Source organism: Chromobacterium subtsugae, from assembly GCF_035919665.1.
GTDB classification, from domain to species: domain Bacteria; phylum Pseudomonadota; class Gammaproteobacteria; order Burkholderiales; family Chromobacteriaceae; genus Chromobacterium; species Chromobacterium subtsugae.
Genome location: NZ_CP142381.1, coordinates 2049209 through 2061755 on the forward strand (window position 1 = coordinate 2049209; position 12547 = coordinate 2061755).

9 protein-coding genes are annotated in these 12547 nt (G+C 67.0%); 5 read left to right on the plus strand and 4 right to left on the minus strand.

Annotated features, from left to right (window positions below; genetic code table 11):
- Position 1: 1 nt before the first annotated feature.
- The 4 genes from U6115_RS10170 to U6115_RS10185 form a co-directional block, all read right to left on the minus strand.
- Positions 2–202, minus strand: coding sequence for a DUF1656 domain-containing protein (locus U6115_RS10170; RefSeq protein WP_043577254.1), 201 nt, complete (start codon positions 200–202; stop codon positions 2–4).
- Entirely contained in the window at positions 199–2220 is a 2022-nt protein-coding gene (locus U6115_RS10175) for an FUSC family protein (protein WP_043577251.1), read from the minus strand. Before U6115_RS10175 ends, U6115_RS10170 begins: the two co-directional genes overlap by 4 nt.
- Positions 2201–2689 carry a MarR family winged helix-turn-helix transcriptional regulator gene (locus U6115_RS10180; protein ID WP_043577249.1) on the minus strand — a complete coding sequence of 163 codons (489 nt, stop codon included), beginning with the start codon at positions 2687–2689 and terminating at the stop codon, positions 2201–2203. Before U6115_RS10180 ends, U6115_RS10175 begins: the two co-directional genes overlap by 20 nt.
- Positions 2690–3024: 335 nt before the next feature.
- Positions 3025–5826 (minus strand): calcium-binding protein, encoded by a 2802-nt coding sequence (locus U6115_RS10185; RefSeq protein ID WP_059184267.1) that lies wholly within the window; start codon positions 5824–5826, stop codon positions 3025–3027.
- 291 nt (positions 5827–6117) lie between these two features.
- Between U6115_RS10185 and U6115_RS10190 the strand changes: the two genes are divergently transcribed.
- The 5 genes from U6115_RS10190 (at position 6118) to U6115_RS10210 (ending at position 12547) form a co-directional block, all read left to right on the plus strand.
- On the plus strand, positions 6118–6333 hold the full coding sequence (locus U6115_RS10190; protein WP_043581516.1) for a sigma factor-like helix-turn-helix DNA-binding protein: 216 nt from the start codon (positions 6118–6120) through the stop codon (positions 6331–6333).
- 116 nt (positions 6334–6449) lie between these two features.
- On the plus strand, positions 6450–7811 hold the full coding sequence (locus tag U6115_RS10195) for an aspartate aminotransferase family protein (protein WP_043581518.1): 1362 nt from the start codon (positions 6450–6452) through the stop codon (positions 7809–7811).
- Positions 7812–7931: 120 nt separating this feature from the next.
- The gene (locus U6115_RS10200) at positions 7932–8792 is read left to right on the plus strand and encodes a methionyl-tRNA formyltransferase (protein WP_043581520.1); all 861 of its coding nucleotides are present in this window, start codon (positions 7932–7934) and stop codon (positions 8790–8792) included.
- A gap of 182 nt (positions 8793–8974) precedes the next feature.
- Complete coding sequence (locus U6115_RS10205; RefSeq protein ID WP_047237489.1) at positions 8975–11119, plus strand: type I secretion system permease/ATPase; 2145 nt, start codon at positions 8975–8977, stop codon at positions 11117–11119.
- Positions 11120–11125: 6 nt separating this feature from the next.
- Positions 11126–12547 carry an HlyD family type I secretion periplasmic adaptor subunit gene (locus U6115_RS10210; protein ID WP_043581522.1) on the plus strand — a complete coding sequence of 474 codons (1422 nt, stop codon included), beginning with the start codon at positions 11126–11128 and terminating at the stop codon, positions 12545–12547.

A 12547-nucleotide genomic window follows, 5' to 3' on the forward strand; every position in this document is an offset into this window, starting at 1 on the left:
GTCACCTGTGAAACAGCGCGATCGTGCCGCCCAGCACGATCAGGTAAAGCGCGAAATTGAAAAGGGAGCGGTGCCACACCGCGCGGTACAGGTCCAGGCGGGCCAGCGCGCGGCACAGCAGGCTGCTGGCGGCGAAGGCGATCAGCATCATCACCAGCAGGCTGGGGAAGTACACCCCGTAGAAATTGATTTCGCCTATCATGGCTGGGCTCCGGAAACGGGCGACGCCGGCTGGCAGCCCGCGGCGTCGGGGAATAGCGATACGCGCATTTCCACCAGCGCGTTGCGGGCTTCGCGCGCGGCATCGGCCAGGGTCAGCGCGATGGCGGCGTCCAGCCGGCCAAGCAAGGCGCCGGGCGCGTCGAGATAGCGGTCGGCTTCGGCGCAGGCGCGGAAGTGCTCGCTGACGCCTTGCAGCGCCGCGTCCACCGCCTGGTGGGCGGCGCCGGCCAGGCGGTGCTCGTCGCGTTGCAGGTCCAGCGCGCTGAAGCCCACCCGCAGTTCGCGGAAGCCGGCGGACGAGTCGGCGCCGTCGGCGGCCAGGCGCGGCGCCAGCAACGACAGGCGGTCCAGCATCAGCGCGGTCAGCCGCTCGTAGTCGCCGCCGTGGCGGCCGGCGGCGTTTTGCGCCAGGTCGCGCCAGTTGGCGCGGATCAGGCGGCGCAGCGTCAGCTCCGCGCCGAAGGGGCGGGTGGCCAGGGTCCAGACCAGCGCGAACAGGATGCCGGCCGCGCCGGCCAGATTGCTGTTGAGGAAGGACTGGAAGTCGGCGTTGTAGCTTTGCTGCAGGCCGATCAGATTGGCGGTGAACACCACCAGCAGCATCGCCACCGGGCCGAAGCGCGGCTGGTTCATCAGCGCGCCGCCCAAGAGGAAGGGCGGAGCCAGGCACAGCGCCAGCATCTCGAATTCATGCACGGCCGGTAGCACGGCGAACAGCAGCAGGCCGGCCAGCATGGTGCAGACGGTATTGACGACGAACAGCGTGCGCAGCATCGGCGCCGGCTCGTCCATCGCGCCGAACAGGCAGCAGGCGACCGTGCCCAGCACCACCGCGTTGGCGCCGTCCTGCCAGCCCAGCGCGATCCAGGCCAGGCAACCCAGGAAAATGCCCAGCGCGGCGCTGGCGGCGGCGAAGCCGAGCAGGCCGTAATCGTAGTGGCGGGCCTTCACGCCCACTTCCCAGCGGCGGTAAGCCGGCCGCCAGTCCCACAGCGGCGCGCCGCGCGAAATCAGCGCGCGCAGCGTCAGGCAGTCCTGCCACAGATTGACCAGCGATTTCAGCCGCATCCGCACCGTGCTTTCCAACAAAGACGGCCAGCCGCCGGCAGGCGGCGGGTCGTCCAGCTGGCGGCGCAGCGCGCGCGCCTGGCTCAGAAACCAGGGGTTGTCGACGGGATAGCCCAGCCAGTCGGCCATCGCCTCCATCAACTGGGCGAGTGCCGGCGACGGCCCTTGCGGCGTGTTGCGCAATTCGGCCAGCAGGCCGGACAGCGAGGACAGCAGCGGCGGCAGCATGCTCATCCGCGCGCGCAGCTCGCCCGCGGTGCGCTCGGCGTTGCGGCTGGCGGCGTCGTAGGAGAGGTGGGTGAGCAATTGGTCGAAGGCCAGCAGGTCGGCAGCCAGCCGATTGCGGCCGGCGGATGGCGGCTGCGGCGCGCTGCCCAGCGTGTCGGTCGCCCAGGCGGCGGCGTCCTTGAGCCAGCCGTCCACGCGCGGGCTTAGCACGGCGGATACCCGGGTGGGCAGCACCAGCGCCGCCATCACGCTGGCGCAGACGATGCCGAGGGCGATTTCCTCGCTGCGGGCGATGGCGATGTCGAACACGTTTTCCGGCGCGTACACCGCCGACAGCGCGATCAGCGGCATGGTGTAGGCCGGCAGCCGCAGCAGGTAGTGGCGCGGCGTGTGGTCCAGCATGGACAGGTAGAGCAGGGAGCCGGACCACAGCGCGACCACCAGGCTCAGCAGCACGGGCTGGCCTGCCAGCGGCGGCACCACCCATACCGCTGCGGCTGCGCCGAGCAGGGTGCCGAACACGCGGTACACCGCCTTGGAACGGGTGGCGCCGATCAGCGGATGGGACACGATGTAGACGGTGCCCATCGCCCAACTGGGCCGCGGCAGGCCCAGCGCCAGCGCGATGTACAGCGCCAGCATCGCGGCGGCGAAGGTGCGGGCGGAGAACAGCCAGTCGCGTTTAGCGGGCAGCGCGATCATGGGGCGGGTCCAGCATCGGGTCGTCGGGGACGCGGGTTTGCGCCGCCTGTTCCAGCACCTGGAATACCCGCAGCGCGGCTTCCAGGTCGGCCTGGCTGAGCGGCGCCAGCACGCGCGCGCGCAACGCCACCAGTTCCGTTTCTATCTTGCGGGTGACTTCGCGGCCGGCGTCGGTGAACCACAAGGTTTTCACCCGGCGGTCTTGCAAACCCTGTTCCCGTCGCAGCAAGCCGGCCTGGCTCAGCTGATCGACGATGCGGACCAGGGAGGCCGGCTCCATGCCCAGCTCGTCTGCCAGCGCGCGGTGGCTGACGCCTTCTCCCAGCCGGCCGATGAACAGCAGCGCGGAGCCGCCCGATACCGAAACGCCGTGAGCGGTCAGCGCTTCCTGCGCGATATGCCGCCACAGCACGCCCAGCGGGCGCAGGCTGCTGGTCAGCTTCAGGCGCAATAAATCGATTTCTTCCATGGGGTGTACCGGCCGGCGGGCCGGGTTCCGATAGTGGTGATGTAAACGGATTGTAGCGGTCAATTTGTTAATTAGCAAACTAACTAATTTGACGGCCGGAAAACCCATGCCGGCTTGCTTCCAGGGATGGGGGGCGGACTGGGCTGGTTCTGGCTGGAAACTTTGTCTTTATCCGCTGCGGCGCAGTCTTTACCGCAAGGCGGCGGGCTCGGCGCATGCTTGAACCCGGGCTGGCCGGGTTCGCCCGTTGGCGGAGCCAACCGGGGCCGCAGCCGGAGGGGGAATGAAAAAGCCCCGCCGCATTAAGCGGCGGGGCCGGACGAGCGCGTTTGCGCTTAGTGCCAGCTGGAGGCCACCAGCGCGTGCAGCGGCTCCTGCTGCAGCGACTGCGTCATGGCGCTGGCGCCCGGAGCGTCGCCGCCCAGCGCCGCCATCGCGGAAACCAGCGCATCCACCTGGCCGGCCAGCAAGGTCTTGCCGTCGGCGCTGGAGATCCGCTCCAGTTGGTGCTCCGCGCCGCGGAACCAGTTTTCCACGGTGACTTTGTCCTTGCCTTGCGCGTAGGGCAGGCTGATTTCCAGGTTGTCGCCGCGGCGCGACAGCCACAGGCTGTCGCTCATCTCGCCCAGTTGCAGGCGGTTGCTGCCCTGATTGTCGCGGATCAGGTCGTCGCCGCTGTCGCGCGGATGCAGGTAGAGGTCGTCGCCGGCGCCGCCGGCCAGGGTGTCGCGGCCGAGGCCGCCTTCCAGCGTGTCGTCACCGTCGCCGCCATCCAGCAGATCGTTGCCGGCGCCGCCCTGCAGCAGGTCGTCGCCGCCCATGCCGTAGATCGTGTCGTTGCCGGCGCTGCCGACGACATTGTCGTTGGCGTCGCCGAAGCGGTAGGAGCCGCCCTTGCCGGCGATGGTCACGGCGAAGCGGCTGGCGAGTTCGTCGCCGCTCCAGCGGGTGCCGTCATTGAAGGCGATCTGGCTGATCTGGTGCTCGGCGCCAAGGAAGTGCCCCTTCAGCGTCACCTGGTCGGGCTGGCTGCCCAGGCCCGGATACGGCTGCTGCGGGCCGTATTCGAACACCAGGTCGTCGCCCTGGCGGCGGACGTTGCGGATGCTGTCGGGGGAGACATCCTGGAACAGCAGGGTGTCGAGACGGTCGGCGGAGTCGTCGAAAGCGTCGATGACGTCGCGGCCGTCGCCGGCGCGCAGCACGAAGAGGTCGTTGCCGCGGCCGCCGATCAGGGTGTCCTTGCCGGGGCCGCCTTCCAGGGTGTCGTCGCCTTTGCCGCCGTCGAGCAAGTCGTCGCCCAGGCCGCCCAGCAGCAGGTCGTTGCCGCCCATGCCGTAGATGGCGTTGTCGCCGGCGCTGCCGTGGATGGTTTCATTGGCGTCGGTGAAGCGGGAGTCGGTGTCGTTGCCGACCACGGCGATCGGCAGCTTGGCCGCCAGCTGCTCATAGCTCCAGCGGGTGCCGTCGTTGAAGGCGATCTGGCTGATCTGGTGCTCGGCGCCGAGGAAGTGCCCCTTCAGCGTCACCTGGTCGGGCTGGCTGCCCAGGCCCGGATACGGCTGCTGCGGGCCGTATTCGAACACCAGGTCGTCGCCCTGGCGGCGGACGTTGCGGATGCTGTCGGGGGAGACATCCTGGAACAGCAGGGTGTCGAGGCGGTCGGCGGAGTCGTCGAAAGCGTCGATGACGTCGCGGCCGTCGCCGGCGCGCAGCACGAAGAGGTCGTTGCCGCGGCCGCCGATCAGGGTGTCCTTGCCGGGTCCGCCCTCCAGGGTGTCGTCGCCTTTGCCGCCGTCGAGCAAGTCGTCGCCCAGGCCGCCCAGCAGCAGGTCGTTGCCGCCCATGCCGTAGATGGCGTTGTCGCCGCCGCTGCCGTGGATGGTTTCATTGGCGTCGGTGAAATGCGAGCTGGTGTCGTTGCCGACCACGGCGATCGGCAGCTTGGCCGCCAGCTGCTCATAGCTCCAGCGGGTGCCGTCATTGAAGGCGATCTGGCTGATCTGGTGCTCGGCGCCGAGGAAGTGCCCCTTCAGCGTCACCTGGTCGGGCTGGCTGCCCAGGCCCGGGTACGGCTGCTGCGGGCCGTATTCGAACACCAGGTCGTCGCCCTGGCGGCGGACGTTGCGGATGCTGTCGGGGGAGACATCCTGGAACAGCAGGGTGTCGAGACGGTCGGCGGAGTCGTCGAAAGCGTCGATGACGTCGCGGCCGTCGCCGGCGCGCAGCACGAAGAGATCGTTGCCGCGGCCGCCGATCAGGGTGTCCTTGCCAGGTCCGCCCTCCAGGGTGTCGTCGCCCTTGCCGCCGATGAGCAAATCATCGCCCAGGCCGCCTTGCAGCAGGTCGTTGCCGTCGGTGCCGGCCAGGGTGTCGTCGCCCAAGGTGCCCAGTATCTGCGGCGGGAAGCGTTGCGCCAGTTCTTCGTAGCTCAAGGCGCTGATTTGGCCGGCGTCGAAGAAGTTGAAGCTGGCGATCTGGTGGTCCGCGCCCAGGAAGAAACCCTTGATTGTGATGCTGTCGGTCTGGTTGTAGCTGAGCGTCAGATCGTCGCCTTGCCGCGTCAGCTTGTCGACGATGGAGAGCGGGGCGCTGATGTGGATGCTGTCCTGGCGGCCGGCGCCGGCGCTGTAGGCATCGACGATGTCCTGGCCGTCGCCCGGGGCGAAGGCATAGCCATCGGCGCCCGCGCCGCCCACCAGCGTGTCCTTGCCGGCGCCGCCGCGCAGCACGTCGTCGCCGCCTTCGCCGTAGAGGGCGTTGTTTTGATCATTGCCGGTGATGGTTTCGCCGGCGTCGGTGAAGTGGAACGGTCCCGCGCCTTCGACGCTCAGGCCGAAGCGCTGGGTCATCATTTCGTAGGTCCAGCTGGCATAGCTCTGGAAGCTCATCTTGCCGAATTGATGGTCCGCGCCCAGGTAGTGGCCCTTCAGCGCCAGCTGCTGGTTATTGCCGAACTGGACTAACAGGTCGTCGCCCTGGCGCACCATGCCGCGCACGGTGTAGTCGGGCGTATCGGGGAAATGGATGTCCGCGATGCGGCCCAGGCTGGGGTCGGTATCGATTTCGGTGCGGCTGTCGCTGTCGCGCACGTTGATGACGCGGCTGTCGGGCGCGGCTTGGTTTTCCATGCTCATGATTGTTTCCTTGTGTTTTTGTTGAATGGCCGGCGAGCCGGCCGAGCGAGGCGGGTGGAAAAATTCATTGGAATAGTGTTGCAAATAATGGTGTTTATTTAAAATAAAATATTCACAATATGTATTTGTGTGATTTGTTATTTTTAAATATTCCAAAAATCGGCTTGGCGTGGCCTCGCGCGTGCCTGCATTTTTTTTGCAAGCATCTATGCTGGGATGGCACCCGCGCATTTCGTGGCGCGACAAGGCCGGCGTCCAGGGCTGCACGGCGCCGACACTGGGAGGAGCATCATGAAAATCGACGATTTCAATGTGGTGGCCGACCTGATCGGCATGAAAAAGCGCTCGCGCGAGGCGGTGTGGCTGATGGAAGTGGAGGGCATGACCGGTTATTCCGCCGCCCAGCAGATGGACATCAGCGAATCCACCGTATCCCGCGCCCACGCGCGCTTTGTCCGCGCGATCAGGCAAGTGAACACGCTGACGGGGCACCTGCCCCTGCGCTGAACACCTGTTCATTGCAGTGATTGGCCCGGAGCGGCGCAGCCCCTCCGGGCTTTTTGTCGCGCGCCGCCTGGGTTTGGCATACTGGGGGCGTGTGAAACGCGGACGGCGAGGCGGATATGGCAGTGCGGCACGGCATCGATCTGGACAAGGCCCGCGCGTGGCATGAGCGGGAAATACGCGGCTTCCTGGCGCGGCACCCGCGCTCGCTGGCGCTGTCGGAGCGGGGGAGGGCGCACTTGTTGTTCGGCGTGCCGCTGCACTGGATGGACGATTGGCCGACGCCGTGCTCGCTGTTCATCGCCGAAGCGCGCGACGCCGCGCTGACCGATGCCGACGGCTTGGAATACGTGGATTTCTGCCTGGGCGACACCGGCGCGATGTTCGGCCACTCGCCGGCGCCGGTGGCGGCGGCGATCGCGCGCGAGGCGGCGCGCGGCCTGACCGCCATGCTGCCCGGCGAGGACGCGTTGTGGGTGGCGGAGGAATTGTCCCGCCGCTTCGGCATGGCGGCGTGGCAGTTCACGCTGTCGGCCAGCGACGCTAACCGTTTCGCCATCCGCTGGGCCCGCGCGATGACCGGCCGCGACCAGATCCTGGTGTTCAACGGCTGCTACCACGGCACAGTGGACGATGTGTTCGTCGACCTGGTCGACGGCGCGGCGCGGCCGCGCGCCAGCCTGCTGGGACAGGTCTACCCGTTGACCGAGCATACCCGGGTGGCGGAGTTCAACGACCTGGCGGCGCTGGACGCCGCGCTGGCCGATGGCCGCGTCGCCTGCGTGCTGGCCGAGCCGGCGATGACCAATATCGGCATGGTGCTGCCCGATCCCGGCTACTGGGAGCAGGCGCAGGCCATCATCCGCCGCCGCGGCAGCCTGTTGCTGCTGGACGAAACCCATACCATCAGCTGTGGCCCCGGCGGCTATGCCGCCGCGCACGGTTTGGCCCCCGACCTGCTGGTGCTGGGCAAGCCGCTGGCAGGCGGGTTGCCGGCCGCCGCCTATGGCTTCAGCGCCGAGCTGGCGCAAAGGGCGCAGCAGGCCAAGCGGGCCGCGCCGCCCGGTCACTCCGGCATCGGCACCACGCTGAGCGCCAACCGGTTGGCCTGCGCGGCGATGCGGGCCAACCTGGCCGAAGTGATGACCGAAGACAATTACCGGATCATGTTTGAGCGCGCAGGGAGGCTGGCGCAGGGCCTGCGCGAATTGTTCGCCCGCCGCGGCCTGCCATGGTGCGTGACGCAGCTGGGGGCGCGCTGCGAATTCCAGTTCGCGCCGCGGCCGCCGCGCAACGGCAGCGAGGCCGGCGCCTGGCAGGACGAAGAGTTTGAGCGCTGCATCCACCTGCACCTGCTCAACCGCGGCCTGTTGATCACGCCGTTCCACAATATGCTGTTGATGAGCCCAAGCACCGCCGAAGCCGGCATCGCGCGGTTGCTGCAGGCCTTCGACGATTGGCTGGACGCGGCCCAGGCTTGAATTTCGCGCGCCGGCGCGGGCTTCTGTTAATTTGCGTGTCATCGGCGCCGGCGGCCGGAAGGCGGATGGTATAACGAGGCTATCGGGGGCGTTTCTCCCCGCTTGCCGGAAATGGATGCCATGCGTTTCGCCATTACCCTGTCCGACCGCTTCAAGCCGGTGCTGGATGTTTTCCTGCAGGCAGGCTGGCAGCCTGTCAAAGTGTTCTGCACGCCGGTGGACCACCGCATGCACCATCACAAGGCTTCCCTGGCTTTCGCCGAGCAGCGCAAGCTGCCGCTGCAGCTGTCGCCGATGCAGCCGCGGGATTTGCAGGAGCTGGCCGAACAGGGTTGCGAGGCCTTGCTGGTGGCCAGCTACAACTGGCGCATACCGGACTGGACGCCCTATCTGAAATACGCGGTCAATTTCCATCCTTCGCCGCTGCCCATCGCGCGCGGGCCGTACCCGCAGGTGCGGGCCCTGCTGGAAGGGCACCGCGAATGGGGCGCGACCTGCCACAAGGTGGCCGCGGATTTCGATACCGGCGAGGTGCTGGCGCAGGAGCGGTTTCCATTGTCGGAAACGGAAAGCCACCAGACGCTGGACGTCAAGCTGCAACTCGCGCTTTACCGGCTGAGCCGGACGGTGGCGCACAATTTCGAAGCGTCATGGCGCGACGCCGCGCCGCAGGCGGAGGGGGGCAGTTACTGGCCGCTGTGGAGCGAACAGGAGCGCATGCTCGATTTCACCCGGCCGGTGGCCGACTTGCAGCGCCAGTTGCGCGCCTTCGGCGATTTCGAATGCGCGGCCACCATCAACAACATCACCATTTTCATCCACCGCGCCGAAGGCTGGGTGGAAAGCCATGGCTTCGCGCCGGGCAGCCTGATTTATTCGCAAGCCGATCAGTTGCTGGTGGCGGCGAGCGACGGCATGCTGCTGATCAGCGAATGGAGTCTGTACGGGCCGGATGCCGCAACCGGCCGGCTGCGCCGTTGAGTTGTGTGAATTTTGGCTATTTTCTGCCATTGACGTGGCGTTTAATGTTCTATTTTGTCCTTGTTTTTTCTGAATTGGTAATTTTCAAGCGCAATTAATCGGCTTTGCACCGGGGTTGTCCGTTGACGCTTTGTCGCAGTTGTTAAAAAATATGAAAAATAACTGGATTATTGTTAATTTTCATGAAATACCAAAGCGCTCAGGATGTTCCGGAGCAGGTTGTTCCGCATGATCTGGGTTTGCTGGGCCTGGTGTTGCTGGCCCAGTTCCATGGCATCGCCGCCGACCCCGCGCAGCTCTCCCACCAGTTTGGCCGCAGCGCCGAACGCTTTTCCGAAACCGATCTCCTCCTTGCCGCCAAGCAGCTGGAACTGAAGGCCAAGATCGTCAAGCAACCGCTGGAGCGCATCGGCCTGATGGCCTTGCCGGCGCTCGCGCTGGCGGTCAATGGCGAGCACTTCATCGTCGCCCGCTGCGATGGCGACAAGGCGCTGATCCATGATCTGAAGCAGGGACGTCCCGTGGTGTTGAGCCTGGACGAACTGGCGGCGCGCTACGACGGCCGGCTGCTGGTGGCGGCATCGCGCGCGTCGGCGGCCGGCGCCTTGGCCAAGTTCGACTTCACCTGGTTCGTGCCGGCCATCGTCAAGTACCGCAAGCTGCTGCTGGAGGTGTTGGGCGTGTCCTTCGCGCTGCAGTTGTTCGCGCTGGTGACGCCGCTGTTCTTCCAGGTGGTGATGGACAAGGTGCTGGTCAACCGCGCTTTCAACACGCTGGACGTGATCGCCGTCGGCCTGTTGTTGTTGTCGGTGTTCAATGTGGTGTTGTCCGCCTTGCGCGGCCACGTGTTCGCCCACACCACCAGCCGCATCGACGTGGAGCTGGGCGCGCGGCTGTTCCGCCATCTGCTGGCGCTGCCGCTGGCCTATTACGAGGCGCGCCGCGTCGGCGACACGGTGGCGCGGGTACGCGAGCTGGACAGCATCCGCAATTTCCTCACCGGCCAGGCGCTGACCACGGTGCTGGACCTGCTGTTCTCCTTCGTGTTCCTGGCGGTGATGTTCTATTACAGCGGCTGGCTGACGCTGATCGTGGTGATTTCCTTGCCGTGCTACGCCGCCTGGTCGGCGCTGCTGACGCCGGTGCTGCGCCGGCGGCTGGACGAGAAGTTCGCCCGCGGCGCCGACAACCAGTCCTTCCTGGTGGAGTCGGTGGGCGGCATCGGCACCATCAAGTCGATGGCGGTGGAACCGCACATGACCCGGCGCTGGGACAAGCAGCTGGCCGCCTACGTGGCCGCCGGCTTCCGCGTGACGCGGCTGGCCAATATCGGCCAGAACGGCGTGCAGCTGATCCAGAAGCTGGTGACGGTGGCCACCTTGTGGCTGGGGGCCAAGCTGGTGATAGGCGGCGATCTGTCGGTCGGCCAGCTGATCGCCTTCAATATGCTGGCCGGACAAGTGGCGGCGCCGGTGGTGCGCCTGGCTCAGCTGTGGCAGGACTTCCAGCAGGTGGGCATCTCGGTGGAGCGGCTGGGGGACATCCTCAATACCCGCACCGAGCTGCCGGCCAGCCGCGCGGCGCTGCCGCCCATCCAGGGCAAGATCGAGTTCGACCAGGTGGTGTTCCGCTACCGCCCCGATGGCCCGGAGATCCTGCGCAAGCTGAGCCTGGAGATCCGGCCGGGCGAGGTGATCGGCATCGTCGGCCGCTCCGGTTCCGGCAAGAGCACGCTGACCAAGCTGGTGCAGCGGCTGTACGTGCCGGAGTCCGGCCGCGTGCTGGTGGACGGCAACGACCTGGCACTGGCCGATCCGGCCTGGCTGCGCCGCCAGATCGGCGTGGTGCTGCAGGAAAACCTGCTGTTCAACCAAAGCATACGCGACAACATCGCGCTGTCCGATCCCGGCATGCCGCTGGACGCGGTGATCCGCGCCGCCAAGCTGGCCGGCGCCCATGACTTCATCATGGAGCTGGCCCAGGGCTACGACACCATGGTCGGCGAGCACGGCGCCAGCCTGTCCGGCGGCCAGCGCCAGCGAATCGCCATCGCCCGCGCGCTGGTCTGCAACCCGCGCATCCTGATTCTGGACGAGGCCACCAGCGCCTTGGACTATGAGTCCGAGCGCGCGGTGATGCAGAACATGCGCGCCATCTGCCAGGGCCGCACGGTGCTGATCATCGCCCACCGCCTGTCCACCGTGCGTGGCGCCCACCGCATCATCGCGATGGACAAGGGCGTGATCGTCGAGGCCGGCAGCCACGCCGAGCTGGCGCAGAAACCGGGCGGCTACTACGCCCACCTCCACAGCCTGCAGCAAGGATAAGCCGCGATGAAGCAGCAGATTGAGGCATTGCGGGATTTCCTGCGCCGCTACCGCCAGGCCTTCGCCGAATATTGGTCCATCCGCCACCAGCTCGACCCCAAGCCGCGCAGCGAGGACGAACTGGCCTTCCTGCCCGCCCACCTGGAACTGACCGACAGCCCGGTGTCGCCGTTGCCGCGCTGGAGCATGCGGGTGATCGTCGCGTTGTGTCTTTGCATGTTCTTGTGGGCGCTGATCGGCCAGTTGGACATCGTCGCCGTCGCCGGCGGCAAGACCGTCAGCGGCGGCCGCACCAAGATCATCCAGCCGCTGGAGCCCAGCGTGGTCAAGGCCATCCACGTGCGCGACGGCCAGCTGGTCAAGGCCGGCCAGTTGTTGATCGAGCTGGACGCCACCGCCGCCGGCGCCGACAACCGCAAGGCCGGCGACGCGCTGGAAACCGCCCGCCTGGCCGCCGCCCGCTACCAGGCGCTGCTGGCGGCGCTGGACAATGGCCGGCTGCCGCAGCTGGAGAAGCTGGACGGCGTCGATCCGGCCAAGCAACTGAGCGAGGAAACCCTGGCCGTCGGCCAGTGGCGCGCCTACCAGGCGAAGCGCGAGGCGCTGCAGGCCACCTTGCGCCAGCGCGAGGCGGAACTCTCTACCACCCGCCAGCAGGTGCGCAAGCTGCAAGGCACGGCGCGGCTGGCCGAGGCGCGCGAGCACGACTACCAGGAGCTGCTGGACAAGAATTTCATCTCCAGGCACGCCTATCTGGACAAGCAGCAGGCGCGCATCGAGCAGCAGGGCGACCTGGCCAGCCAGCAAAGCCGCATCCAGGAGCTGGCCGCAGCCATCGCCGGCCAGCGCGAAGAATTGCAAGCGCTGACCGCCAACTTCCGCAGCGACGCGCTGGGCAAGCTGCGCGAAGCGCGCGAGCAGGCCAGCCAATCCGGCGAGGAAATGAAGAAAACCGGCCGCCGCCAGGCGCTGACCCAACTCACCGCGCCGGTGTCCGGCAGCGTGCAGCAGCTGGCCATCCACACCGTCGGCGGCGTGGTCACCGAAGCGCAGCCCTTGCTGGCCGTGGTGCCCGCCAACGAGACGCTGGAAGTGGAAGCGCAGATCGAGAACAAGGACATCGGCTTCGTCCGGCCCGGCCAGGCGGTGACGGTGAAAGTGGAAAGCTTTCCCTACACCCGCTACGGCTATCTGGACGGCGTGGTGGAAACCGTCAGCCACGACGCGCAGCAGGACGAAAAGCGCGGTCTGCTGTTCCCCGCCCGCATCCGGCTGAAGCAAGGCCATCTGCTGATAGACGGCGCGCGCGTCAACTTGAGCGCCGGCATGGCGGTCAGCGCCGAGATCAAGACCGGCAAGCGCCGGGTGATCGACTACTTCCTCAGCCCGCTGCAGGAGCACATCGGCGAAGGCATGCGGGAGCGTTGA